The sequence below is a fragment of the Nocardioides sp. Z22_16 genome, from assembly GCF_058134365.1.
The window spans coordinates 383769-409209 of the sequence record NZ_JBYTTI010000004.1; the positions used below are offsets into that span (position 1 = coordinate 383769).

The 25441-nt window shown below is 68.9% G+C and carries 21 protein-coding genes, 4 tRNA genes and 2 pseudogenes; 12 read left to right on the top strand and 15 right to left on the bottom strand.

What is annotated here, in order from left to right; translation table 11 throughout:
- Positions 1–379 precede the first annotated feature (379 nt).
- Entirely contained in the window at positions 380–1279 is a 900-nt protein-coding gene (locus AC3X7R_RS13960) for a hypothetical protein (RefSeq protein WP_489966273.1), read from the top strand.
- Positions 1280–1298: 19 nt separating this feature from the next.
- On the opposite strand, the gene AC3X7R_RS13965 is transcribed toward AC3X7R_RS13960, so the two are convergent.
- Positions 1299–2540: an RES family NAD+ phosphorylase gene (locus AC3X7R_RS13965; RefSeq protein ID WP_489966274.1), complete on the bottom strand. Its 1242-nt coding sequence runs from the start codon at positions 2538–2540 to the stop codon at positions 1299–1301.
- Positions 2541–2694: 154 nt separating this feature from the next.
- On the opposite strand from AC3X7R_RS13965, the gene AC3X7R_RS13970 reads away from it, so the two are divergent.
- On the top strand, positions 2695–2928 hold the full coding sequence (locus AC3X7R_RS13970) for a hypothetical protein (protein ID WP_489966275.1): 234 nt from the start codon (positions 2695–2697) through the stop codon (positions 2926–2928).
- A 137-nt stretch (positions 2929–3065) separates the two neighbouring features.
- On the opposite strand, the gene AC3X7R_RS13975 is transcribed toward AC3X7R_RS13970, so the two are convergent.
- From AC3X7R_RS13975 to AC3X7R_RS14025, 11 genes and pseudogenes are all read right to left on the bottom strand, one after another.
- Positions 3066–3263 (bottom strand): helix-turn-helix transcriptional regulator, encoded by a 198-nt coding sequence (locus AC3X7R_RS13975; RefSeq protein ID WP_336562681.1) that lies wholly within the window; start codon positions 3261–3263, stop codon positions 3066–3068.
- A gap of 475 nt (positions 3264–3738) precedes the next feature.
- Entirely contained in the window at positions 3739–4425 is a 687-nt protein-coding gene (locus tag AC3X7R_RS13980) for a hypothetical protein (protein WP_489966276.1), read from the bottom strand.
- 157 nt (positions 4426–4582) lie between these two features.
- Positions 4583–6490: pseudogene (gene mobF, locus AC3X7R_RS13985) on the bottom strand (MobF family relaxase); the annotation flags it as partial.
- A 153-nt stretch (positions 6491–6643) separates the two neighbouring features.
- Complete coding sequence (locus AC3X7R_RS13990; RefSeq protein ID WP_489966498.1) at positions 6644–7510, bottom strand: IS3 family transposase; 867 nt, start codon at positions 7508–7510, stop codon at positions 6644–6646.
- Between the two features lie 14 nt (positions 7511–7524).
- Positions 7525–7815, bottom strand: a complete 291-nt coding sequence (locus tag AC3X7R_RS13995) for a transposase (RefSeq protein WP_489966277.1) — start codon at positions 7813–7815, stop codon at positions 7525–7527.
- A 184-nt stretch (positions 7816–7999) separates the two neighbouring features.
- Positions 8000–8464: pseudogene (locus AC3X7R_RS14000) on the bottom strand (DUF7255 family protein); the annotation flags it as partial.
- 189 nt (positions 8465–8653) lie between these two features.
- The gene (locus AC3X7R_RS14005; RefSeq protein ID WP_489966278.1) at positions 8654–10207 is read right to left on the bottom strand and encodes a class I SAM-dependent DNA methyltransferase; all 1554 of its coding nucleotides are present in this window, start codon (positions 10205–10207) and stop codon (positions 8654–8656) included.
- On the bottom strand, positions 10204–11484 hold the full coding sequence (locus tag AC3X7R_RS14010; RefSeq protein ID WP_489966279.1) for a restriction endonuclease subunit S: 1281 nt from the start codon (positions 11482–11484) through the stop codon (positions 10204–10206). Before AC3X7R_RS14010 ends, AC3X7R_RS14005 begins: the two co-directional genes overlap by 4 nt.
- Entirely contained in the window at positions 11481–14231 is a 2751-nt protein-coding gene (locus AC3X7R_RS14015; RefSeq protein ID WP_489966280.1) for a type I restriction endonuclease subunit R, read from the bottom strand. Before AC3X7R_RS14015 ends, AC3X7R_RS14010 begins: the two co-directional genes overlap by 4 nt.
- Positions 14232–14665: 434 nt before the next feature.
- Positions 14666–14740: transfer RNA gene (locus tag AC3X7R_RS14020), tRNA-Val, on the bottom strand.
- Positions 14741–14798: 58 nt separating this feature from the next.
- Positions 14799–15317, bottom strand: coding sequence for a PGPGW domain-containing protein (locus tag AC3X7R_RS14025; protein WP_489966281.1), 519 nt, complete (start codon positions 15315–15317; stop codon positions 14799–14801).
- A 140-nt stretch (positions 15318–15457) separates the two neighbouring features.
- Here AC3X7R_RS14025 and AC3X7R_RS14030 point away from each other — a divergent pair, with 140 nt between their 5' ends.
- Positions 15458–15892 carry an SsgA family sporulation/cell division regulator gene (locus AC3X7R_RS14030; protein ID WP_489966282.1) on the top strand — a complete coding sequence of 145 codons (435 nt, stop codon included), beginning with the start codon at positions 15458–15460 and terminating at the stop codon, positions 15890–15892.
- Between the two features lie 60 nt (positions 15893–15952).
- On the opposite strand, the gene AC3X7R_RS14035 is transcribed toward AC3X7R_RS14030, so the two are convergent.
- Entirely contained in the window at positions 15953–16774 is an 822-nt protein-coding gene (locus AC3X7R_RS14035; RefSeq protein WP_489966283.1) for an aminotransferase class IV, read from the bottom strand.
- Between the two features lie 134 nt (positions 16775–16908).
- Here AC3X7R_RS14035 and AC3X7R_RS14040 point away from each other — a divergent pair.
- The 8 genes from AC3X7R_RS14040 (at position 16909) to AC3X7R_RS14075 (ending at position 22344) form a co-directional block, all read left to right on the top strand.
- Positions 16909–16981, top strand: a tRNA-Gly gene (locus tag AC3X7R_RS14040).
- Between the two features lie 43 nt (positions 16982–17024).
- A tRNA-Cys gene (locus tag AC3X7R_RS14045) sits at positions 17025–17098 on the top strand.
- A gap of 16 nt (positions 17099–17114) precedes the next feature.
- Positions 17115–17189: transfer RNA gene (locus tag AC3X7R_RS14050), tRNA-Val, on the top strand.
- 125 nt (positions 17190–17314) lie between these two features.
- Positions 17315–18928: an ABC transporter substrate-binding protein gene (locus tag AC3X7R_RS14055; RefSeq protein WP_489966284.1), complete on the top strand. Its 1614-nt coding sequence runs from the start codon at positions 17315–17317 to the stop codon at positions 18926–18928.
- Between the two features lie 17 nt (positions 18929–18945).
- Positions 18946–19917 carry an ABC transporter permease gene (locus AC3X7R_RS14060; RefSeq protein ID WP_489966285.1) on the top strand — a complete coding sequence of 324 codons (972 nt, stop codon included), beginning with the start codon at positions 18946–18948 and terminating at the stop codon, positions 19915–19917.
- Positions 19914–20795, top strand: a complete 882-nt coding sequence (locus tag AC3X7R_RS14065) for an ABC transporter permease (RefSeq protein ID WP_489966286.1) — start codon at positions 19914–19916, stop codon at positions 20793–20795. Before AC3X7R_RS14060 ends, AC3X7R_RS14065 begins: the two co-directional genes overlap by 4 nt.
- Positions 20792–21670 carry an ATP-binding cassette domain-containing protein gene (locus AC3X7R_RS14070; protein WP_489966287.1) on the top strand — a complete coding sequence of 293 codons (879 nt, stop codon included), beginning with the start codon at positions 20792–20794 and terminating at the stop codon, positions 21668–21670. Before AC3X7R_RS14065 ends, AC3X7R_RS14070 begins: the two co-directional genes overlap by 4 nt.
- Positions 21664–22344: an ABC transporter ATP-binding protein gene (locus AC3X7R_RS14075; RefSeq protein ID WP_489966288.1), complete on the top strand. Its 681-nt coding sequence runs from the start codon at positions 21664–21666 to the stop codon at positions 22342–22344. The genes AC3X7R_RS14070 and AC3X7R_RS14075 overlap by 7 nt, the downstream gene beginning before the upstream one ends.
- Before the next feature lie 44 nt (positions 22345–22388).
- On the opposite strand, the gene AC3X7R_RS14080 is transcribed toward AC3X7R_RS14075, so the two are convergent.
- Both AC3X7R_RS14080 and AC3X7R_RS14085 read right to left on the bottom strand, forming a co-directional pair.
- Entirely contained in the window at positions 22389–22982 is a 594-nt protein-coding gene (locus AC3X7R_RS14080) for a DoxX family membrane protein (RefSeq protein ID WP_489966289.1), read from the bottom strand.
- A 167-nt stretch (positions 22983–23149) separates the two neighbouring features.
- Complete coding sequence (locus tag AC3X7R_RS14085) at positions 23150–24610, bottom strand: basic amino acid/polyamine antiporter (protein ID WP_489966290.1); 1461 nt, start codon at positions 24608–24610, stop codon at positions 23150–23152.
- Positions 24611–24845: 235 nt separating this feature from the next.
- Here AC3X7R_RS14085 and AC3X7R_RS14090 point away from each other — a divergent pair, with 235 nt between their 5' ends.
- The gene (locus AC3X7R_RS14090; protein ID WP_489966291.1) at positions 24846–25430 is read left to right on the top strand and encodes a type 1 glutamine amidotransferase domain-containing protein; all 585 of its coding nucleotides are present in this window, start codon (positions 24846–24848) and stop codon (positions 25428–25430) included.
- The last annotated feature ends 11 nt before the right edge of the window (positions 25431–25441 follow it).

A 25441-nucleotide genomic window follows, 5' to 3' on the forward strand; every position in this document is an offset into this window, starting at 1 on the left:
GGCAAACAACGCACCCAGGTTCCGATCGTCGACATTGAGGCGGCGGGCTTGGACTTCCTAGCGCTCCTGCTCTCTGCACAACGCAGCCTCGGGGTCGTAGGCGACTAAGCAGCCCGCCTGACCGTGCACCTGCCGAGCGAGATCTTCCACCGCTCGGACTACAGCGTGAGAGGCCACTTCGTGTCCTGAGATGAGCAGCGCGTTACGGTTACCGACCCGTCAACGGTCCTGTTCTCGGCGCCGTCGGTCGCAGACAGAGGATCGCCTCCTGGGTCAACGTGGTCAGCGAGGCGGTGAACCCGGGGGTCTCCCTGCAGCTTGGATGCGGTTGCCCTCGATACGGCCTTGTGGCTCGACCAGTAGGCCGAGAGCATGAGTTATGCCAAACAAGGAGGGTCGTGAGAACGCCGCCGCAAACGCCGCCGCCTGCAGCCTGACTGCGAGGCTGAAGACGCCCATCACGGTAAAGCGGTGGGATGACGGCAGCAGGGACCGGATGCACGACTTCTACCTGACGGGCGCTGGTCGCATGATCGCCCTGGAGGTCACCACACTCGCGGACGGCAACCGTGTGGGCCGCGATGTGCGTTGGGCGCGCGAGGCCCCAGATGGACTGGTCGTCGTTGACCGGCTGACCGGGTGCTGGACGGCGACGCACGAGGGCCAGAGCGAGGCATCGAATGTGGTCCGCGAACTTCGCACCCACCTACCGACACTAGAAGCTCTCGGCGTCGTTCGCGTCGATACACGCAGGTGGCAGCAGGACTGGATGATCCCTGAGGCAAGTCGCCCGCCGACGTACGAACCGCTCCGCGCCCTGCACTCGGTGGGCATCGGGCTAATCTCATCAATCACTGAAGCCTCCGATGCGCTACTGAGTGATTTCGGCGGCAAGGTTCAGGTTCTCCGGGGCTTCGGCACGACCCGCTCCGCGGTGCGTAACTTTCCCGTCGACGTCATCCATGAACAGCTGCGCGACGAAGCTCTGCACCGCGCTGACGTCGAGAAGCTCCTGAACGTCGAGGACGCGACCTCGCGGCACCTGTGGCTGTGGGTCGAAGTCACCGAAGGCCTGGCGATGCTCCGCTCATTCGAAGCTGAAGGACTCCCCGACCTGAACCTGGAAATCGACGGTCTCGACGGCGTGTGGCTCGGCACCAGCCCTCACCCGGAGGTCGTCACGGGGTACTGCTGGCAACGTGGCATGGGATGGGACGAGTTCTCCTGCCCACGGGAAGAGGCAGTCCCGGAGTCGAGCCAGCCTCCGAGGGGTGCTTGAACAGAGGGGCTCAGGTGCCTTACTTGTCGGCCTCGACCGCGGTCATATCGCGAGCGTGAACATGCTGGACGCTTGTCGGGTCGAGCGTCAGGTAAAGCTCGTCGGAGCGCATACCGACTGCACCGTTGTCGACGCAGTGCTCGTGGTCGACGAAGACGACCCAGTTCTCCGACGTCGGGTCGACGCTGCTGGCGAACCGGATAGCGTCGGGGCGCAGCTCCTCGGGCCCGCGCAGGAGGAACTGAGCGAAGAGCTGGGTTGGCATGTAGTGCCGTCCGATGACCTCCGGCTTGTGCTGACGCAGCGTCCGGGCGAATCGGATGAGGAACACGATGGCGTCGAAGGTGTCGGCAGCTCCCGGAGCGAAGTGCGAGGGACGGTCGGGGAGGTCCATGACGTCGAGGTGGTATAGGTCGCGGGACGCCGCGAAGCGGCCACCCCAGAGCTCGACATCTGCTCCTAGGTGGTTGGCCACTTCAATGACGGCCCCGCGCAAGGTCGTGGAGCCGTAGAAGACGGACTGACCCTTGGAGTTCAGCCGGCCAACGCCGGCGTCGTACTGCCCAGGTGCACTACCCAAGTCAGCACCGGTTCGCCACGGCCTATCCGATGAGCCTTTGCGGCAACGCCAGAGCGGTGGAGCTGGGGTCGCAGTCTTGAACAATCCTTCGACCTGGGCGACACGCTCGATCCGCCCGAACAGGTCCAGGTACTTCGCCGGGAGTTGCTCGAACAGGTCAGGGACAAGGTCGTCGACCCTTGCCTGCTTCATGAAGTTGCGCCACGCGCCCTCGTCCCAGTCGTACAGGCTTGCCAGGACGTGCCGGCGCAGGACGTACCCGTAGGGCACGGCATTTCTCTCGGCGACGAATCGCACCAGCGGCGTCAAGACCCTGTCGTCGACGGCACCGTAGAGGACCTCATACTCCAGGATGTCCTGGATGTCTTCGCAGGGGAGGTTCCACTCGCCGTTCTCGCGGTACGCCCCGGACTCCTCGATGCTCACGTAGAAGTTGTCGACGGCTTCGTCGATAACGTGCCTTAGGTCCTCGAACGTCACGCACTCGGCTGACGCTGCGCAGAAGCTGCACGTCCCGATAGCCGCTTCGTCGCGCACGGCCGCATCCAGCGCGGTGTCACTGATGCATCCCCGGCACACGAGCGTGCGAGGTTCGTTGAGCTCCTCGGACGCCAGCTCCAGTTCCTCGATGCCTTCGTGGTAGCTCAACCCCGGACGTGCCGGAGGGGTCGCGTGCGTCACCGGTGCTGCTCCTCCGCGTTGGGGCTCACACGGACGAGCGTGTCAGACAGCCCTGTGTCGCGCGAGGACCGGTCGCCAGCCCGCCCTACCGTAGATCGGGGGTGCCGGCGACTCGATCTACGCTCGCATCTGCACGAAGGATGCCATCGTCACCGTGCTGACCGGCTCCACTCATAGTGGCATCGACCACGCCATAGCAGCCAAGGCACTACGCCAAGCGCTGGGTGCCCGACCCGCCGCAGCGACTGCCGAGCGCGCCCTACGCGAGCTGCTCGCGGTCAAGGGTGACGTCGAGTACGGCACCAACCTCATCACCGGCGCGAAGGCCGAGCCGCTGGTACGGAGAGCCGACTCGTTGGTCGAGCTGGCGACCGAGATCGTCGGCTAGGCGGATAGAAGAAACACGTCCTGGCAGGCTCTCGGACGATGAGTTCTCCGTTCATCCGGACTCTGGGGCAGCGCGAGTACTTCTGGCGAGTCGGCGGGCCCCCGCGTGCGATCGCGGATGGCCGTCGTCCATCACGGTCACCGCCGGGCCGAGGGGATGCGGCGCAGTGCGGCTTCGAGTTCGTCGAGTCGTAGCCGGATGGAGCGGCGCCCGCATTGGTAGGCGGGGATGGTGCCGTCGCTGATGCGGCGTCGGATGGTCCTGGTGGACAGGGACATGATCTCGGCGGCTTCGTCGAGGCTGACGTAGACGGGGAGTTCTCGCTTCCTAGTCACGGGGCTTCTCCTGGCTGGGCGTGTGGATCGAGCGGCTGCTCGTGGTGGCGGAGCTGAGGAATCGGCGGGTTTCGGCGACGGTGATGTAGAGGCGGCCGCAGCCGTTGAAGCGGGCCCAGCGGGGGCCGACGCCGCGTTGGCGCCAGTCGCGGACGGTGCGTTGGGGGGGTGCGGATGAGGTCGCAGAACTCTTCGAAGGTGATGAGTCCTCGGTCGTCCCAGTCGTCGGGGATCTGGATGGGTTGCATGGAGCGTCCTTCCGGGAGAACGGGGGTGTCGTCTGGACGAGTGGGGGCGGTGTGCGACGTGCTCGCTCAGGGGTGGACAGGAAGGTGCTCAGGGTGCCTCAAGGGCGTCACCACCTCCGTCTCCCCTGGTGTGGTGAGCGGGCGGGGGGACGCAGTGTTTGTGCAGGTCAGAGGGCATCCCCCCGAAAGTTCTGAACTTCGCTTATGGAGCCCCGGTGCGGGGCTTCTCAGAGGCCGATCCCGGGCCCGCGCTCAGTTCGTTCGGGGTGGTGAGGGAAGTGGTGAGCAGGCTGTCGGCGCCGTGACGTGCGGTCGTCGGGCTCGGCGTGGTGTCGGAGAGTGGCAGCCTGAATCGCTGCCTGGGTGATCTGTGGTCCAAAGCGGTCGATGTCGTCGGCGGCGCGGGTGGCCGCGTGGGCGGGTCCGAGGTCGGCGCGGTCGCGGTTGAAGACGTTGATCCATTGGGCGCGGGCGTCGGCGACGGAGTCGGCGACGATGTGGGCGACGATGTGGGCGGTGTTGCGGTGCCGGCCGCGGGTCATGCCGACGTACGCCGACGCGGCGCCGGTGGTCTCGCCGATGAGCAGGTGCGCGTGGTCGACGGTGTCGCCCTGGGCGCCGTGCACGGTGGTGGCGAAGGCGAGCTCGACGTGGCGTCGGCCGTACTCGGCGGGCAGCCTCCGCTCGCCGCACCGGCCGCGGACGAGGAGGGAGCCGTCGTCGCCCACGGCTGCGACGGTCCAGGTGTCGCGGTTGGCAACGCCCAGGTCGCGGTCGTTGCGGCGGGTTGCGACGCGGTCGCCTTGGCTGAGTTGTTCGCCGGCGGACGTTGTCAGGGTCGCCGATTCGGCCCACTCGACGGCGCCCTCGTCGGCGTGCCGCAGGTCGCGGATGGCGGCGTTGAGCAGGCTCACCTGCTCGCGGGTATCGGCGATGAGCAAGGGAGCCGCACGCAGGTCGCCTGCGGCTGCCTCTGTGACGGCCGAGGCGCTCGACCTCGGTCGGGTGGATGACGATCTCGCCGCGGTCGACGAGAGTGTCAAAGACGTCGCCGCTGCGGTCGCCGGTGCGCATCTGGAGGGTGAGGTCGGCGTAGGTGTCGTCGAGGAAGCGGTGGACGGTGTCGAGCTCGACGCAGGCTTCGTCCGGCGCCCAGCGGATGGCGAGGTCGAAGGCGCCGCCGCGGCCGACGGAGGGCAGCTGGTGTCGGTCGCCGACGAGCGCGACGCGGGCGCCGGAGTCGTCGGCGACGATGAGCAGTGCGCGCATGACGTCCTGGTCCAGCATGCCGGCTTCGTCGACGAGCAGGAGGTCACCCGGGAGGAGCCGCGCGACTGCGTTCGGGCTCGTGCGGTCGTGAGCATCGACGCGGTGCCAGCATCCGTCGTCGTCCCAACGGAAGCCGTGCTGGTGCACGAGCCAGGCGGCCGAGAAGGCGCCGCAGCCGACCTGCTCGCCCGCGACCTGCGCGGCCTTGAGGGTCGGGGTGACCACGACCAGTCGGTGCCCTTCGCTGTCGAGACGGTCGCTGGCGGCCGCGAGGGTGGTGGTCTTGCCGGTGCCGGCCGCGCCCTCGACGACGACCAGTCGGGCCGTGCCGAGGAGTGCGCCGACGACGTCTCGCTGGCCTTGGTCGAGCTGTCGTCGGTCGATGACGGATCCGACCTGGGCTGGCGTCCCGGGGTGCTCGGAGCGGGCGACCAGGCGGGCGACGATGTCGGACTCCACTGCGAGGACCTCGCGGGAGGTGAATGCGCGGACGTGGTCGGGGACATCGTCGCGCCGCAGGAGCGGGCGCGACGCCGCGACCGCGCGAGCGGTGAGGTCCTCCCCCAGCTCGCGTCGTACGGCGCCGTCGGCGATCACGCCGACGTCTGCGACGATCCGCTCGCACTCGCCGCGGAGGTCGGCGGCGTTCCAGCTGGAGCGTCGGGCTCCGAGCCGCACCAGCGCGAGCTCGGCCACGGCGTCGCGGTTGATGCGCGCGATCGGCGTCGCGACCGGGATTGACGCGACCGGGTCGGTGGGTGGAATCGGAGGATCGAAGCCGAGGCCGCGCAGCTCGTCGATCCACCGCTGCGCGAGGTCGGCCCCTGACGCCGGCACCACCTTGTCGGGACGCGCCTCCGCCCAGGCTCGGCGATCCCATGCTTGTCGCTGGCTCGGTCCGGGCTCCTGGTCGGGGTGAGCCGCGCGCCACGCCGCTTCGTACTTGTCGACGTTGCGGTTGATCTGCGCGGCCCGGGCGCTGAACCTGCCGGCGTACGGCGCGAGCTCGGTGATCTCGCCGGAGCTGGCGTCGAGGGTGTAGCCGTGCGCGGCGAGAGAGCGCCGGAGCTCGGGGTCACAGGCGACGGCGGCGTGCCCGATCCCGTTGATCGCCTCGATGCTGTCGAGGACGCCGACGGAGTGCAGGCCGCGCCAGGCGCCGTGGGCGAACACACGCGCGTTGATCTGCAGGTGGAGGTGGCGGTGCGGGTCGCCGGCGCGTGAGGTGTGGTGGCGGATGACGGCTGCCTCGATCCGCTCGACCGGCACCTGGACCTGTCGACCGCGTGGCCCGATGCGAGTTGTGGCGTGGTCGGCGACCCAGCCGATGATCTCGGCGGCGGCGCGCTCCTGGGCGGCGTCGTACGCGTCGGCGATCGCGGGGTGGATCGCGGCGGCGAGCGACCACGTCTTCGGCCCGTTGACCACGACCTCGACGAACCGGAGTCCGTGCTCGTCGCCGCGGAGCCGACCCTTGGGCGTACCGGTCTTGACGTCGTACCCGGCGACCCAGCGTTCGTAGCTGTCGCCGTCGAGCACCCCTGCTACTTGGGCACCAGCGGTCGGTGTCGCGACGTAGTGGGTGGCGAGTCCGGTGCCCTCGGTCAGGTAGTAGTCGTCGACGCGAGACCGGTCGGCCTCAACGTAGGAGCGTGCGGCGACAGCGGCGCCGCGGTAGAACTTCACCCCACCGTGCACTCCCCCACTCACCGCCCGTCACTGCTCGTCACTTAGCCTGCAAATGGCGCTCGGCCCGCCCCTGAGGGACGGGCCGAGCTGGTTGATCTACGGACCTTCGTAGCATGCGTGCCGCTCGGTCTGAAGGTCTTCCACCGGCTGGTGGGGGGTGGTCTTGCCCGGGTTTCACGGACAGTTACTTGATGATGCTGCGTAGGCACGGGGTGGGACGTAGCCCAAGGATGAGTGCATCCGGTGGGTGTTGTACTCCCAGATGTAGCTGAACAGTCGGGCTCGGGTTTCCTTGCGGGTGAACGGGGTGCCTTTGGGGTAGATCTCCTCGTTCTTGAACGAGGAGAACCAGGACTCCATGACGGCGTTGTCGTAGCAGGACTTGCGTTCCCCGATCGACACCCTCAGGCCGGCAGCTGCGGCGTTGTCGAGCCAGTCCCAGGCGGTGAACTGGTACCCGCGGTCGGAGTGGATTACGCACCCGCGGGCGGGTCGGCGGATCTTGAGCGCGTCGTTGAGCGCGTAGAGCACGGTACGGGGCGACTCCCGTGGCGAGGTGGCCCAGCTGAGAACCTCACGGTTGAACGCATCGAGCACGACTGCGGCCCACAGCCACCCCTCCCCGGTGCGGATCTGGGTCACGTCGGTGAACCACAGCGTGTTTGGGACGTCGGCCTGAAACCTGCGGCGGACCAGGTCGACGACCTCGGGGCGACGTGAGACCGGCGCGGCCCGGGGGCGCGACTTGATCTTGCAGCGGGCCGCGGTGATGCCGTGCAGGCGCATCAGCCGGGCCACCCGGTGCCGGCCCACGTGGTGCTCGCGGGCCAGCAGCTCGCGGTACACCCGAGGTGATCCGTAGTAGCCGAAGCGGGCGTGGATGGCCCGGATCTCCTCGAGCAGGACCCGGTCGGTCTGCGCCCGGACAGAAGGCTGGGTGAGCCGGCTGGCCCAGGCGTAGTAACCGGACCTGGACACCCCCAGGACACGGCACAGCAGGCTGATCTTGGCTTCTGGATCGGCAGCCTTCTCAGCGCGGATGTAGGCGTAGACCTCTACTGGTCCGCCCGACGCGCGAAGAAGGCCAGCGCTTTTCCCAGGATTTCCAGCTCCTCGTCCTTGCGAGCCAGCTCCTTCTCAAGCTGCCGGATCCGGTCCTTGTCCGGCTGCGGCACCGGCGAGGGCGACTGTTGCCCGGAACGGCCGTCGCGCTTGTCAGCGGCCCGGACCCAGTTCGAGATCGACGTCGCTGCCAGATTGAACTCCTTGGCCAGATCGCTGAACGAGCGCCCGCGACGATGCAGCTCGACGATCTGGTCCTTGAACTCCTGCGAATAGGTCGTCATCTAGACACCTCTCCGTGGTCTTTCGACCACTGTGACGGTGTCCACGAGACCGGGGGAAGACCAGGGCGCTTCTTTGGACTCGTCAGTCGTCGTCACGAGAAGTTCGAGCGGTCGAGGTCGGACTTTCGTTATGGGCAGGGGATGTGCCGAGGAGATCCTTTTCGATGCCTTGGCCGGAAGGGCTTCAGTGGGTCGTCCAGGAGTGGGTGCCACCCTCGATCAACACCCGGATGCCGTGAGCTGCCGACATGTCCCTGGTGCGCAAGATGGTATTGAGGGACCGGCCGTCGACGTCATCGAACACCGCGATCCGGGCAAGGCGAACCCCGGGCATGAGGTCCTTGACCGCGTCGTAAAACGCACGCTGGCGCCATCTGGGGGAACCGACTCCACTGAAGTCGCCGGGTGCTGATGGCGGGCCGAAGAAGCCAGGGGCGGAGTCGTTGGTCCACCGCCGGCCCGAGACGAACGTTCGCGCGAGTCTTGCCTCATGCACGCGGCTGTAGTCGCGATAGGCGTGGACCCAGGGCAGGGCATCTGCCCAGGGGAAGGAGAGGGTGCCGACCCGGTACCGGTTGAAGTGTTGCTCTTCATCGAGCTCGATGAGGAGGGGACCTGACTCGGTGGCGACCGCGAGATCAAATGCGCCGGGTCGGGCCCGGTGGAGGTGTTCGGGGGTGCACCGCCGAGGCGCACGTACACCTCCTCGATCCGAGTGACGAAGGAGTCGGGAATATCGGCGAGGCGGGGTCGAGGGGGCAGTGGGGCCGGAGGCAGACCGGCGACAGACAGGAGATTCTCTAACGTCCTGGCGCGTGCGCCCGTCCGGGTCATCGGCCTATTCAGATCCGATCGGATTGTGCGCTTCGAGTGCAGCGGCGACGGCCTCGAACTCGGCCAGCGCCGCCGTGAGGTCCTCAACGATCTCGCGGGCAATGATTTCGGGGGCGGGCAGGTTGTCTGCGTCCTCCAGCGACTCGTCCCGCAGCCAAGTGATGTCGAGGTTGGCTTTGTCGCGGGCAATCAGATCGTCGTACGTGAACGATCTCCACCGCTCGGATTCGACTCGCTCGGAGCGATCCTTCCCAGGGAGGTAGGAGTCAACGAAGTCGTCGAGGTGCTGCCGGCGAAGGGGATTCTGCTTGAGCGTGAAGTGTTGGTTGGTGCGCAGGTCATAGACCCACAGTCGCTCGGTCCACGGCCGCTCGGCGGCTGGCTTCTTGTCGAAGAACAGCACGTTGGCCTTCACACCCTGGGCGTAGAAGATGCCGGTCGGCAGGCGCAGCATCGTGTGGAGGTCGAAGTCGGCCAGCAGCTTCTTGCGCAGGGTCTCGCCCGCGCCGCCCTCGAAGAGGACATTATCGGGGAGTACGACGGCGGCGCGGCCATTGATATCGAGGATCGTCATGATGTGCTGGAGGAAGTTGAGCTGCTTGTTGCTCGTGGTGACTACGAAGTCCTGCCGCTCAATCTCGCGGTCCTCACGCACCTCGCGGCCGTCGACGCCCACCATTGTCAGGGACGACTTGCGACCGAACGGCGGGTTGGAGAGGACCACCGACCAACGCTCGCGCGGGGCAGCCAGCAGCGCATCACGTACGTCGATCAGTGAGTCGCCATCTGACGTACCGATGCCGTGCAGCAGCAGGTTCATCGCTGCGAGCCGCGCGGTGCCGTCGACGAGTTCGTAGCCGGACACGAAGCCGTCGCGCAGATGCGCGCGCTGCCTGGGCGTCAGATCCTCGGCGTAGCGGGCTGCGTGCTCGTGGGCGACCAGAAGGAAGCCACCGGTGCCGCAGGCCGGGTCGACGACTGTGTCGTCGGGTCCCGGGTCAATCACATCAACGATGCCGGCAATGAGGTCGCGAGGGGTGAAGTACTGCCCGGCGCCGGACCCCTTGTCGGACGCGCCCTTGGAGAGCAGCTCCTCGTAGGCGTCGCCCTTTAGGTCGGTGCCCGACGCCGACCAGTTCTCTTGGCCGATCAGGTCGACGATGAGTCGCTTGAGCTTGGCCGGATCCTGGATGCGGTTCTGCGCTTTGCGGAAGATCGTGCCGAGCGTTCCCGGCTGCTGCGCCAGGCCGACGAGGATCTGGTTGTAGGCGATCTCGAGCTCGGTGCCCTCGGCGTCGAGGAGCCGTTGCCAGGAGTACTCGGCAGGGACGATCCGCTGCGGGTTCAGCTTCCGGATGCTGCGCTCGTGAGCCATCTTGAGGAACAGCAGGTACGTCAACTGTTCGGTGTACTCGATGACGCCGACGCCGTCGTCGCGCAACACGTTGCAGTACGACCAGAGCTTGTCGACCAGGCGACGGCTGGAACTCGTCTGAACTGCTCCAGTGCTTCTCTCAGAAGCAGGATCGGCAACCGCGCCTGGACCGACCTCGGTCATGCTGGGGCCCTTTCATCGAGTCTCGATGCACGCGAGTCAGTATTGGTCAGATGCCCCGAGAACGCTGATTGAAGCAATGCGGCTCGGAGCCGAGTTGCCCGGGTGCTCGCTGCTCTCAGCTCGACATGCAATCTGCGCAACTGATAGTCCAACTCGGCCAGCCGCCGGAGACCGGCGTCTTGAGCCGCCAAAACGGGCACCGGCAAGGCGAGCGTGTTGAGTTTACCGAGGCTGAGGTTGTGCTGACCCGCACTGGACGCCGCCAGGGTCTCGATACGTGCTCGCACCTGCGGCGTGCTGAGCATCGCCTGTACCCATGCCGGGCGGACCCGCGACTCGTCGACGCGGTAGCGAATCAGGTACGACGCATACGCAGCGTCGACGCCTGGCTGCACGACTGCAGATCGCCCGATCAGGTCAACAGAGCCGTTGGTACGGATGATTAGGACGTCCCCGGCGGAGAGTGCATACCGCGACACGTCCGTTTTGAGATCCGCGATCCGCTTTTCGTCATTGAGGTTGATGCTGCCGTCCACAAGATTCGGAATCCTGACCACTGCCGGGCCAGGGCCATCGGCGACGCACTTCGCAGACGTCCCGTAACCAGCGTCGATCGCAACGTCCCTTAGCGGCGTCGCGTCTCCGGCGTGGAGTTCCGCTAGGGCGCTGCGCCTCAGGGCTGCGAGTCTCTTGGTACCTGCATCAACGGACATCGTCGCAGCGTCGAGGTGGGAAAGGTGGTCTTCGAGGAGGTCGACGATGCGCCGCTGCTCGTCGAGGGATGGGCGGGGCAAGGGAATGGCCGCGATCGAACGTGAAGACAAGTGCTTCACGGTGACCGATGAAGTCGCCTGCCAGATGGCGTCGAGGTATCCCTGCAGCACCAACGAGAGGAACCGGGCGGAGTACTGCGACTCGTCTACATCTATGCGGCAAACCCGCTGGTTGAGAAGCGCGTCTCCGCCGGTCCACCGCTCCACTCGAAAGTCACCGTCCATGCCGACTAGAAGGTCGCCATGTCGCACCAGATGTTGTCGTTCCCACGGTCCGTCGAACCACGTCTGCGTCCTCCCTGCCGCGATATCTCTGATGCGGATCAGGGGCATTCCACGGGCCTCAGGGTTGAACCCTGAGGAGGGAAACGCTGCGCCATTCACGACTCGTGCCACAGCACCAAGCTGGACGCGACCCCATTCCGGCGCCTTGGCAAGCAGGCCGGGGCTTCCGGATGCCTCCGCCCCCTCCACGATCGCCGCAGGAGTGATGGTCAGGCTCACGCGGTGAGCTCCGCGTTGAGCGCGTCGATGAGATCCGCCGCGCCGTCGCCGAGGTCGCGGAGAGCACCGTCGGTGCCGCCGCGTTCGGTGAAGGGTGCATCGTCGAGGTCACTGGCGTCGAAACCGGCGGAGGAGGCGATGACAGAGACCATGCGGTCGAGCCACCACCTCTCTGCTTCCGTGAACGTGACGCCCGCTTGCTCCTGCTGGGCGAGCCAAGCGGCGTACCTCTCACGCACGAGGTCGGCGTAGGGGACCAGTGCGTCGTCCGCGCCGACGGTATAGCGGACCAGTGAGACCAGATCGGTCAGGGTATGGGCCGGGCTGCTTCGGACGTTCGGGGCCTCGATGGCGATGTAGGCGTTCCAGATGAGGTCGGGCGTCCAGTTGTAGGGCGGCCGGGCGATGCGGTCGGCGAGCTCCTGGATGTCGTGGAAGGACACCCGACGATCGCGGGCCTCGGCGAGGAGCTGGATGGCCGTGATTTCTGCGCGGTGTACTTCGAGGTAGGAGCTCCACGACTCCACGACGCTCCGAGCTCGGGTGGTGTCGACGATACCGTGGGCGTCGATGAGGGTGTCGCGGCTCACCTCGTCGATGGTGCGGTCGTGGGTGGCGCGCAGCTCCAGGATGCGGTTGCGGAGGTCAGGATTCGCAGCAATGGGCTCGATCGCAGCGTCGAGAAGGTCCTGCACCTGGCCGCCGGCCTCGACGTGCTTGGCCTGCCAGTCGGTGTCGACGGCGTCGACGAGCTGGCGGATGAGCTCGCGGACCGGGTGGTCGGCGACTGCGTCGAGCTCGGCGCGCTCGGTGTCTGTCAGCTCGAGCTCGAGCTTTGCCAGTCGCGACGCGAGGGTCGCCGTCTCGTCCTCTGTGAGGGTTAGAGCGGCGGCCTTGTCGAGGAGCTTCTTCAGTGGCACCGACTTGTCACGGTTGAGTGGTGGTTCGACGAAGTCGTGCTCGGTGACACCCACAGCGTCGACGATGACGAAGCGAGTCTTGGCGAGCGCATCAGGCGTGACGGACTGGAAGTCGGCCGCGGGGATCGTCCGAGAGCCGCGACCCTTCATCTGCTCGAAGTATTGCGCCGAGCGCACGTCCCGCATGAAGAAAACGCACTCCAACGGCTTAACATCGGTGCCGGTGGCGATCATGTCGACGGTGACGGCAATCCGCAGCGTGGGGCTGGTTCGGAACGCCTGCAGCTGGCCCTTGGGGTCACGGGCTGTGTAGGTGATCTTGGCGGCGAAGTCGTTGCCCTTGCCGAACACCTCGCGCACGGTTGTCACGATCTCTTCGGCGTGGGCATCGTCCTTGGCGAAGATCAACGTCTTCGGGACCGTCGAGCGGCCTGGGAAGATCTCAGTGAACAGGCGGTCGCGGAAGGTCTCGAGCACGGTGCGGATCTGCGACTTGCTAGTGACGGCGCGGTCGAGCTGGCCGGGCGTGTACGCGAGGTCCTCGTCCAGCGCCTCCAGCCGCTCGGCACGCGTACGGCGGTCAACCTTCGGCACGATCGTTCCCGCCTCGATCACCGAGCCTTGCTCGCTGATCTCGGTGCGGATCCGGTAGAGGTCGAAGTCGACGTTTACGTTGTCCACGACCGACTGCGGGTAGGTGTACTCGGAGACGAGGTTCTGCTCGAAGAACCCGAACGTCTGCTTCCCCGGCGTTGCCGTGAGACCGACGATATGGGCGTCGAAGTAGTCCAGGACGCCTCGCCATACGCCGTAGATGGAGCGGTGGGCTTCGTCCACGATCACCAGGTCGAATGTCTCCGGAGGCAGGTCGGGGTTGTAGGAGGCGGTCACCGGGGCCCCGGGCACGAACCCGTCCAGACCGGGATCGTCGCCGGGGCTGACCTCATCGCCTTGAAGGGCTTTGTAGACCCGCTGGATCGTCGAGATGACCACGTTGGTGGACCCGAGCATGCCGGCGCTGGTGAGCTTGTCGACGTTGTAGATCTCCGTGAACCGTCGACCGTCATCTGGGGTGCGGTAGTTCTGGAACTCCGCCAGCGTCTGGTCGGCGAGGTTGTTGCGGTCGACCAGGAACAGCACGCGGTTGAAGCCGCCGTGCTTGAGCAGGCGGTAGGACTGCGTGACCGCCGTGAACGTCTTGCCGGCGCCCGTCGCCATCTGGACCAGGCTGCGCTTGAAGCGCTGCTCGGCCAGGCTCTGCTCGACACCGAGGATCGCGTCGATCTGGGCAGGCCGCAGGCGAACGGTGTCCAGCTCCGGCAGGGCACGCACCTTGCCGCGCCAGGTCGGCGACTCTGGGTCTGCCTCGGCGTCACGCAGGATGCGGGCGAACGTCGACGGCTTCGGGAAGGCGAACAGCCTGCGTGCCCGCGGCTCCGGGTCGTAGCCGTTAGTGAAGTGGGTCTCGGTGCCGGACGCCTCAAACACGAACGGGAGGCGGCCGTCGACCGTGAGGGCCTTGAGACGCACGTCGGCGGGCAAGCCTTCGGCGTACATCGCCGACTGCCACTCCACACCGGACAGGGGAGTTCCCTCGGGTTTGGCCTCGATGACGCCCACGGCGGACTTGTCGACGTACAACAGGTAGTCGGCCCGGCCGTGGCCGGACGCCATGACCAACTCCCGGACCGCGACTCCCTGGGCGGCGAACAGGTTCAGATCCTTCTTGTCCTGCACGACCCAACCGGCGGCCACGAGCTGCCGGTCGATGAGCACCCGGGCGCGCTGCTCCGCCGCAAGGCGCTGCGCTTCGTCCCCGGTGGTCATGACGGCCCAGGTTATCCGTGGACAGCGCGACGGGAGTGACTTATCTGGTGGTCAGTCTCTACGTCCGCACCGAGTCGCGGGCATAGGACTACGGCGCCGGCACCAGCCGAGATGAGCTCGCCGACCTCTATGACCTCACGCTCGGCCAGGTTGATAAAGCGATCCGCTTCGAGCTGATCGCTGGTTCGAGCGCGCGGCATGACCATGGCTGCGCCTGGCCTTATCCCCGACACGAGGACCTGCCCGACTTGTCGGTCGGCACTCCGGAGCTCGAGTGGATGCCGATCCTCGCCAGGCTCGACCTCGTGCTCGTGAACCGACTCCGCGAGCCCTGAAATGAAGGCAGGAGCGGCCAGAACTGGCCGCTCCTTGTTCCCCGGATGTTCCCCGTTTCAGATCCGGTTTCAGAAAACCACCTCTGACCTGCGGAAACATGGTGGGCGATACTGGGTTCGAACCAGTGACCTCTTCGGTGTGAACGAAGCGCGCTACCACTGCGCCAATCGCCCGCGTGGTGCGGCGGAAACACTAGCGCATGGGTGCCGCGGACTCACATCCGGGCCCGGTTCACATGCCGGGGAGGTCGGGCACGACGCCGAAGAGTCCCTGCACCTCGTCCCATCCGTCGACCGCGAAGTGCGGCCAGCCGTAGACGTTGAGGTACGCCGAGACGGCCCCCGCCACAACCACGGCGCCCAGCACCGCGAGGCCGATGCGGCGACGCCTGACCGCGGGGTCCATCTGGCGCGCTTTCTCGGTTGCACGGTGCGCGTAGTCGCGCAGTCGATCGACGACCCGGTCGGCCCAGTCCCACTCGGTGGAGAGGATGACGAAGCCGAGGATGATGGCGACGATGCCGGGGCCGGGGGCGATCATCATCACCAGCCCGGCGATGATCACCACGGTGCCGACGCAGGTGACCACCATCTTGGTGATCAGCCCGGTGACCGGGTTGGCGTGGGCGCGGGCGTGAAGCCGTCGCAGCCAGTGCGGCCCGTAGTCGAGCTCTGGGGCGTGGACGCCGTCGTCGACGCCCTCGCGCGCGAAGACATCAGCGGCGGGACCCTTGGACAGCTCTTCGCTCACGGCGATGAGCCTAACGGGTGGGTCGGATCTGGCCGATCGGACACAAAGTCGAAGTTCCCCTATATAAATCTTGACGTTTACTACCCAAGAGTGCTTCGGGAATGCGTTACTACTGCATCAGGACAGCAGTGGAGGACATCATGGCGAGCAAGTACGACCGTCGAGTCGCTGGCGCAGTCGAGCAGGAGATCACGATGCAGTGCGTCGACTCCTTGGGTCGCGGGCACGATCTGGAGACCGTCTTCTCCTACCGCGAGGACGACCCGTTCGCCGTCACGATCACCTTCCTCACCCCCGAGGGCGAGCTGCCCTGGACCTTCAGCCGCGAGCTGCTGGCCGAGGGGGTCTGCGCCTCCGCGGGCGTCGGAGACGTGCACGTCCTCCCCAGCACCGACGAGCACGGGCGCGAGGTCGTGGTGGTGGAGCTCAGCTCCCCCGACGGCCACCTCGTCACGCGCGCGAGCGCCCGCGAGGTGCGCCGCTTCGTCCGTCGCTCGTTCAACGTGGTGCCCGCCGGCGAGGAGTCCCAGTTCCTGCGGCTCGACGCCATCATCACCCAGCTGCTCGCCCACTGACCTACGTGCCTCGGCGCATCCCTCGGAGGGCAGCCCCAAGGCGATCGCGTCCGGCTGACCTCACGGGTCGACGTCCGCCGCCTCCCGCTCGGCCCAGGTCCGTGCCGCCTCCTGGGTGACCGGACCGGGCGCGGGCAGCTCCCGACCGTTCCACCGGTCGACGCCCTGCACGTCTCGCGTCGTGGAGACGAGGAAGACCTCGCTGGCGGACTCCACCACCTCGATCGGCTCGTCGACCTCCCGCCCGCCGAACCACTCCAGCACCAGGGCCCGCGTGACCCCCGCCAGGCAACCCGAGGCCAGCGTCGGCGTGCGCAGCTCGCCGTCGACGACGTAGAAGACGTTGGAGCCCGTGCCCTCGCAGAGGTGACCGGCCAGGTTGGCGAAGATCGCCTCACTGGCCCCCTGCTCGTGAGCGTGAGCCAGGGCGACGACGTTCTCGGCGTACGACGTGGTCTTGAGGCCGGCCAGTGCGCCGCGCTCGTTGCGCGGCCACGGCACGGTCACCACCTGCGTGGTCGCGGGCGTGGGGTCCATCGAGGCGGCGACCACCGCCAGCGTCGGGTCGCCGTGCCCCCGACCGCTCCCCAGGGGCGCCGCACCGGCGGTGTAGGTGATTCGCAGCCGCCCCAGCTCCAGCGGCTCCGCCGCCAGCACCTCGGCGATCGCCTGGCGCACCAGACGGTCGTCGACCGGGGGCAGGCCCAGACCCTCAGCCGACCTCGCCAGCCGCTCCAGATGACGGGTGAGCGCGAAGGGCGTGCCCCCGACGACCTTCACCGCCTCGAAGACGCCGTCACCCACGGTGAAGCCGTGGTCGGTCACGGCGAGAGCCGGGCCCGCGGGGTCCTCGAGGAGGCGGCCGTCGATCCAGGTGCGCATGCTCGGCACTCTAGGGACTTCCCGCGCGGACACCGACTCTCCGACACTCCCGCTGACCCCGAGTTTGGCACCCCCCCGACCATCGGCTACTGTTCTGCTCGCACGAACGGCCGGTCAAACGGCGGTGAGCGCAGGCGGACATAGCTCAGTTGGTAGAGCGCAACCTTGCCAAGGTTGAGGTCGCGAGTTCGAGTCTCGTTGTCCGCTCGGAGAGGTCTTTCCACCGGTCCTTCCATGGAGGACCTCACGCGGTGGGTTGGCCGAGAGGCGAGGCAACGGACTGCAAATCCGTGTACACGGGTTCAAATCCCGTACCCACCTCCATCACAATTCAAGACCCGGGCGATTGGCGCAGCGGTAGCGCGCTTCCTTGACACGGAAGAGGTCACTGGTTCAAACCCAGTATCGCCCACCATTCCGAAGACCCCGAGCTGCGCAGCAGCCCGGGGTCTTGGCGTTTTCGACCACCCTCCCCCTCCCCGTGTCGGAAGAGCGACCCCCGATGGCGCTTGTTGCGAACTATTTGCAACAATGACGCCCATGCGTCCGCACCGCGGCCTCCGCACGGCCCTCCTGGCCGCCGGTGCCCTCCTCGCCGTCTCCGCCTGCGGCGGGACCACGGCACCGACCTCGACGAACCCCGAGGGCAAGCCCGGCGAGCTGCGCCTGGCGATCGGGGGCGAGCCCGAGGACGGCTTCGACCCCACCCTGGGCTGGGGCCGGTACGGCGCTCCCCTGTTCCAGTCGACCCTGCTCACCCGCCAGCCGGACCTCGGCGTAGGCCTCGACCTGGCGACCTCCTACGAGGTGAGCGACGACGGGCTCACCTGGACGGTCGACATCCGGACCGACGCGACGTTCAGCGACGGCGAGCCGGTCACTCCGGGCGACGTCGCCTACACGTTCAACACCGCCGCCGAGCAGGGCGGGCTCACCGACGTGACCGCCCTCGACCGGGCTGTGGCCGTCGACGAGGACACCGTCGAGCTCCGCCTCGACACCCCCCGGAGCACCTTCGTCAACCGGCTGATCAGCCTCGGCATCGTGCCCGAGCACGCCCACGACGAGGAGTACGCCCGGCAGCCGGTGGGCTCCGGGCCGTTCACGCTGGTGGACTGGCAGCAGGGCCAGCAGCTGGTCGTCGAGCGCAACGACGACTACTACGGCGAGCTCCCGCAGTTCGAGCGCCTCGTCTTCGCTTTCACCGGCGAGGACGCCACCCTGGCCGCCGCCCGCGCCGGTGAGGTCGACGTCGCCGCCGTCCCCTCGAGCCTGGCCACCCAGGACGTGCCGGGCATGCGCCTGGAGGCCGTCACCTCCATCGACAACCGCGGCATCTCGTTCCCGACCGTCCCCGCCACCGGCCGCCGCAGTCCGGCCGGCCAGCCGATCGGGAACGACGTGACCGCCGACGTCGCGGTACGCCGTGCGGTCAACCTCGCGGTGGACCGCGACGCCCTGGTCGAGGGCGTCCTGGAGGGCTTCGGCTCCCCCGCCACCGGCCCGGTGGACGGCGCCCCGTGGCACGAGCCCCGCTCCGCCATCCAGGACGCCGACCCGGACGCGGCCGCGGCCGAGCTCGAACGCGCCGGCTGGCGGGACCAGGACGGCGACGGCGTCCGCGAGAAGGACGGCCTCGACGCCTCCTTCACCCTCCTCTACCCGGCCGGCGACACGCTGCGCCAGGGCCTGGCCCTCAGCGTCGTCGACATGGTCGCCGCCGCGGGCATCACGATCGAGACCGAGGGCGTCGGCTGGGACGAGATCGACCGGCGCCTGCACACCGACCCCGTGCTCTTCGGGTGGGGCAGCCACGACCCGACGGAGATGTACAACCTCTACCACTCCTCGATGGCCGGGACGGAGCTGTTCAACCCCGGCTACTACGCCGACCAGGCCGTCGACCGGCACCTGGACGCCGCCATGTCCGCCACGGACGCCGAGGACGCCACCGACCACTGGCGGGCGACCCAGCTCGACGCCGACGGCGCCGGCTTCACCGCCCCGGCGGACGCCGCGTGGGCGTGGCTGGTCAACCTCGAGCACACCTACTTCGTCGACTCCTGCCTCGACCTCGGGGAGGCCCACATCGAGCCCCACGGGCACGGCTGGCCCCTCACCGCAGGCATCGCCGGGTGGCGGTGGGACTGCTGAGACCCGGACCGGCTTCCGTGCGCAGTCTCACGCTCCGCGCGCTCCGCCTCGCCAGCCTGCTCGCCGCCGTCGCGGTGGGCTGCTTCGCCCTGATGGCCGGCTCGCCGGTGGACCCCGTCGAGGCCTACATCGGCGCGGACACCGCGGCGATCGGCGCCGAGCAGCGCGCCCAGATCGAGGAGCGGTGGGGCCTCGACGAGCCGCCCCTCGAGCGGTTCGGCACCTGGGCGGGCAACGTGCTCACCGGCGACCTCGGCACCTCGCAGGTCTTCGGCCAACCGGTCACCGAGGTCATCGCCGACCGGTTCGCGGCGAGCCTCTCGCTGATGGCTCTCGCGTGGCTGATCTCCGGCGTCCTCGGGTTCGGCCTCGGACTGCTCGCCGGCGCCCTGCGCGGCCGTGCCGTCGACCGGGTGCTCACCTGGTGGGCCTACACCCTCGCCTCGGCGCCGACGTTCTGGGTGGGGCTGCTGCTCCTCTACGTCTTCTCGGTCTCGCTGCAGTGGACTCCGGTGTGCTGTGCCGCCCCGATCGGCACCCTGCCCGGGGAGGCGTCGCTGCTCGAGCGGCTCCACCACCTGATCCTCCCCGCCCTCACCCTCAGCATCGTCGGCATCTCGCCGGTGCTCCTGCACACCCGGCAGTCGACGCTGGAGGTCCTCGCCAGCGACCACGTCGCCTTCGCCCGCGCGCAGGGAGAGCGGCTCCCCGCCCTGGTCCTACACCGGGTGGCTCGCAACGCCGCCGGGCCGGCGCTGATGCTGCAGTTCGCCTCCGTCGGCGAGCTCTTCGGCGGCTCCGTGCTGGCCGAGCAGGTCTTCACCTATCCCGGGCTCGGGGAGGCCACCACCACGGCGGCGCTGCGCCAGGACGTCCCGCTGCTCCTCGGCATCGCCCTCTTCACCGCCGTGATCGTCTTCGCCGGCAACGCGCTCGGCGACCTCGCCCACCGCCGCGTCGTCCCCCGAGCCCGGGCGGTGACGGTGTGAGCGCCACGACCGAGACGAGGGGGACCAGCGGCCCGCCCCCTGGTGCACGTGGCCCCGTCTGGCGCGACCGGCGCACCCGCACCCTCGTCGGCCTCGCCGTCATGGTGGTGCTGGTGGCCGCGGTGGTGGTCGCCGGCACCCTCGCGGTCGGGCCGGCCCAGGTCACCGACCTGGCGGCCCGCAACCAGTCGCCGACGCTCGACCATCCCTTCGGCACCGACCGCTACGGGCGCGACCTGCTCCTGCGCAGCCTGGTCGGGCTGCGCCTGAGCCTGCTGGTGGGAGCGGTCGCGGCCCTGATGTCAGGCGCCATCGCCCTGCTGCTGGCGCTCGTCGCCTCGGTCGGGGGCCGTGCCGCCAACGCGGTCGTCAACTGGCTCATCGACCTCTTCCTCGCCCTGCCGCACCTGGTCCTGCTGATCCTGCTCGCCTTCTCGCTGGGCGGTGGGACCGACGCGGTGATCCTGGCGGTCGGGCTCACCCACTGGCCCCGGCTGACCCGGGTGCTGATCTCGGTCGGCCGGGAGACGGCGACCGCCGAGTACGTCGCGATCTCGCGGGCGCTGGGTCACGGCTCGGGCCACGTGGCGCGCCGCCACCTGGCTCCGCACCTCGTCCCCCACCTCAGTGTCGGCGTGGTGCTGATGTTCCCGCACGCCATCCTCCACGAGGCGGCTCTCTCCTTCCTCGGTCTCGGCGTCGACCCCGGCAAGCCGGCCGTCGGGATCCTGCTGCAGGAGTCGATGCGCTCCCTCTCCGCCGGCCACTGGTGGCTCGCCGTGCTGCCCGGCATCGGCCTGCTGCTGGTGGTCAAGCTCGTCGACCGCATCGGCGAGGACCTCCGCCTTCTGCTCGACCCGAGGAGTGCCCACCAGTGACCACCTACGCCCCCGGTCCCGCCCCGTGCGCCGTGCCGGCGGAGGAGCCCGCAGCCGGCTCCCGGCCTCCCCTGCTCCTGATCGAGGACCTGGCCGTCTCCTTCGTGCAGTACGAGCGCGGTCTGCGCCGACGCAGCGTGACGGCGGTGCGCGGGATGACGCTCTCGGTCGACCCCGGCGAGGTGGTGGCGCTGGTCGGGGCCAGCGGAGCCGGCAAGAGCGTCCTGGGCCACGCCGTGCTGGGCCTGCTGCCGGCCAACGCCCGTGAGGAGGGCAGCATCCGGTGGCGTGGGGCTCCCGTGGACACCTCCGCGCGGCGCCGGCTGGCCGGCGCGGAGACCGCGCTCCTCCCCCAGTCGCTCACCCACCTCGACCCGTCGGCCACCGTCGGCAGCCAGCTGCGCCGGGCGGCTCGCCTCGCCGGCGCGGACCGGCGCGGAGCGACGACCCGGGCCCGCGAGGCGCTGGCCCAGCAGGGGCTGGACGAGAGTGTGCTCGCGCTCTTCCCGCACGAGCTCTCGGGCGGGATGGGACGTCGGGTCCTCACCGCGATCGCGCTGATGGGCGATCCGGCCCTGGTGATCGCCGACGAGCCGACCCCGGGGCTCGACCCGAGCCGGGTGACCGCCGTCCTGGAGCGGCTGCGTGACATCGCCCGGCAGGGCAGCGCGGTGCTGCTCATCACCCACGAGCTCGTGGCAGCCCTGCAGGTCGCGGACCGGGTCGTGGTCGTGCAGGACGGGCGGACCGTGGAGACCGCGCCGGCCTCCGCCTTCACCGGGTCGGGGGACGCCCTCACCCATCCCTACAGCCGCGCCCTGTGGCGGGCGCTGCCCACCAACGACTTCACGGCACCGGGAACGACGACATGCTGACGGGCGAGGGACTGTGGGTCCGCTACGGCCGGGGTCGCCCGTGGGTCCTGCGCGACGTCGACCTCTCGGTGGGCGCGGGCGAGGTGGTGGGGCTGTGGGGGGCCTCAGGTCGTGGCAAGTCGACCCTCGCGGCGACGCTGGCCGGACTCCGGTCCCCCGACCGCGGACGGGTGCTGGTGGACGGGCGGGTGCCGACGCCCGGCGCCGGCCCGAGACCGGTGCAGCTGGTGCTCCAGCACGCGGACCGGGCGATGAACCCGCGCTGGCGGATCCGCGACGTCCTGGCCGAGACGCGCCCCGGGGGCGCCCGGGCGGCCGACGCCCTCGACGCCCCGGACGCCTTGGTCGAGCCGGGCTGGCTCGACCGCAGACCGCACGAGCTCAGCGGGGGTGAGCTGCAGCGGGTCAACCTGGCCCGGGCCCTGCTCGTGCAGCCCTCCTACGTCCTGGCCGACGAGATCTCGAGCAGTCTGGACGCGATCACGCAGGCGCTGCTGTGGCGGCGCCTGCTGGACGAGGTCGGCCAGCGCGGGCTCGGGGTGCTGGCCGTCTCCCACGACCGGGACATGCTCGACCGGGTCGCGGACCGGATCGTCGTCCTCCCCGCCGCCACGTCGGAGGGCGAGCACCACGACGACGTCGGAGCGCCGGCGGTAGAGGTCCGGACAGGCTGACGGCCGGCTCCCGAGAGCCGGCCGTCGCTACCGCCTGGTCGGGGTCACCGCAGGATCGCGAACCTCTTCACGATCGGCAGCCGCTCCCAGGAGGCGCCGAGTCCCAGGTAGCGACCGGCACCCAACAGGGCCAGGAGCACCAGCACGGCGGCGTAGACCAGGTGGTCGTCCATGAACGGGTTGTTCTCCAGGGGCAGGGCGGCTGCCCACATCAGGACCAGCAGCACCGATCCCGCGGCGGCCGCGAGGTTGGTCGCGACTCCCAGCATCAGCGCCACCCCGATGCCCAGCAGGCCGGCCATGAAGAGCCAGTCTGCCCATGCGTGGCCCGCCATGGAGTTGAAGAAGGAGGCGAAGGTGCCGTCCGCGCCGCTGAGGAAGCCGGCGGTGGGACTGCCGCCCTCGATCCAGGCCCGCTCGGCCGGGGTGGCGAAGCCCAGTCCGAACAGCTTGTCCAGGAAGGCCCAGAGGAAGACCCAGCCCAGGGCGAGACGGGTCAGGCCTGCGGTGACGGCCACGCCGACGGGGTGACGGCTGGCGGTGGGCTCCTCGGCGCTCTCGTGCCCGACCATGTGGGCGACGATCTCGCTGAAGGCGTGGTGGGGGTGTGCCTCTCGGGGGGTGTGGATGGCGTTCATGACGGCCTCCGGACGGGTGTGCGGCCGGTCTTGTCGGAGGACCCTGTGTCCTCCACCGGAGCACTTCTTGCACCTCTCACACTGCTCCTCCGCGCCGCCCGGGGACAGCCTCCCGGCGAGATTCCCCTGTCTGGTCGCTCACGCAGGACAGGCTCGCCTGAGGGCGCTCACGCGCCCACGACCCCGGTCGTCAGGACGACCAGCCCCAGACCCGCGCAGACCCACAGGGCCAGGCAGCCGACCAGCTCGGGACGGGTGAACGCGACCTCGCCCCGTTCCCTGCGCGCCCGTCGGTAGACCAGCGTGCCGGGGGCGTAGACCAGGCAGCTGAGCAGCAGGTACTCGAGTCCGGCGGCGTAGACCAGGAAGATCGAGAACCCGATCGCCAGCGCCGCGACGACGAGGTCCCGGCGGCGGGTCCTCGCCTCGCCGGCGAGGTAGGTCTCGCCCGTCACGGCCAGCTTGAGGGCATAGGCCGCGACCAGGAAGTACGGCACCAGGATCAGGGTGGTCGCCAGCTTGAGCGTGACGTCGAGCGCGTCGTCGAGGAAGAGCACGACCACCAGGAGGAGCTGGACCATCACGTTGGTGGTCACCAGGGCGGCACGCGGTGCGCCGTGCCCGTTCTCCCGCGCCAGGACACGAGGCATCACCCCGGTGTGTGCCGGACTGAACAGCATCTCGGAGCTGACCAGTGTCCAGGCCAGGTAGGCGCCGTAGACCGAGACGATCACCCCGACGCCGATCAGGGTGGCGCCCCACTCCCCGACGACCGACTCGAGGACCGCGCCCATCGAGGGCTGCGGAGCCCGGGCGAGCTCCTGCTGGGGCAGCACGCCGTAGGAGACCATCGTGACCGAGACGAACAGGATCAGGGTGCTGACGAGGCCCAGCAGCGTCGCCCGCCCGACGTCCTCGCGCCGTCGTGCCAGCCGGGAGTAGACGCTGGCTCCTTCGATCCCGACGAAGACGAAGACGACGACGAGCATCGACTCCTTGGCCTGCCCGAAGAGGGACCCCGCGCCGCGGCCGCGCGCGCCCCACAGGTTGTCGGCGAAGACGGCGGGGTCGAAGGCCAGGGCGGTGATCACGACGAAGAGCACGATCGGAACCAGCTTCGCCGTGGTCACGAGGCGGTTGACCACCACCGCCTGACGGATGCCGCGGGAGATCAGCAGGTGGAGCACCCACACCACCACCGAGCTGAGGCCGACCGCGAGCACCGTGTTGCCTTGGCCCAGGCCCGGGAAGAAGGTGCCCAAGCTGATCATCGCGAAGGTCAGGAAGAAGACGTTCGTCACCACGTTGCTCGCCCAGTAGCCCCACGCGGCGTTGAACCCGGCGTAGGGACCGAGCCCGTCCTGGGCGTAGACGTAGATGCCGTCGTCGAGGTCGGGGCGGCGGATCGCCAGGGACTGGAAGACCAGGGCCAGCATCAGCATGCCCAGCCCGGCGATGGTCCACGCGACCACCGAGCCGAGGACTCCGGCGACGCCGGCGAGGTTGGCGGGCAGGGTGAAGACCCCGCCCCCGACCACCGAGCCGACGACCAGCCCGGCCAGGGTGAGGACGGAGACCTTCTGGGTGCTGGGGGCCGGTGCCTGGGGATCGGTGAGGTGGCTCGCCATGGCCGTCAGCGCTGAGGCTCCGGCCGACGGCCGTCGGCCGGGGCCCGCCACGGACGGATCCGCGAGGTGACAGGGTGCTGGGTCATCCCGGCCTCCCGTTCAGGGGTGTGAGGCAAGCCACGTTACCGCGCCTCCCCGGCGGCTCCCGCCTCCTCGGGCATGGCGCACCCACACCCGGGTACGGACCCGAGGCCTGGCCACGGACCGGCCGAGGTACCCGAGGAAAGGAACACCTGTGTCCGAGCTTCTGGACGAGAACGGCAAGAACCACAAGCGCGTCGCCTTCCTGGTCGCGACCGAGGGCATCGAGCGTGTCGAGCTGGTGGAGCCCTGGGACGCGGTCAAGGACGCCGGTCACACTCCCGTGCTGATCTCCACCGAGAGCGGCGAGGTGCAGACCTTCGACCACCTCGACAAGGCCGAGACCCGTCCCGTCGACGAGGTGGTCGCCGACGCCGACGTCGCCTCGTACGACGCGCTGGTGCTGCCCGGCGGGGTCGCCAACCCGGACGCCCTCCGCATGGACGAGGGTGCGGTGGCCTTCATCAAGGAGTTCCTCGGCTCCGGCAAGCCGGTGGCAGCCATCTGCCACGCCCCGTGGACCCTGATCGAGGCAGACGTGCTCAAGGGCCGGCGCCTGACCTCCTGGCCCAGCCTGCAGACCGACATCCGCAACGCGGGCGGCGAGTGGGTGGACGAGCGGAGCGTGGTCGACGGCAACCTGATCACCAGCCGGAACCCCGACGACATCCCCGCCTTCATCAGCGCCCTGCTGGAGGCGCTCCAGCACGGGGTGGACTCCGCTGCCCCTACCGGCTGAGATATCGGGGA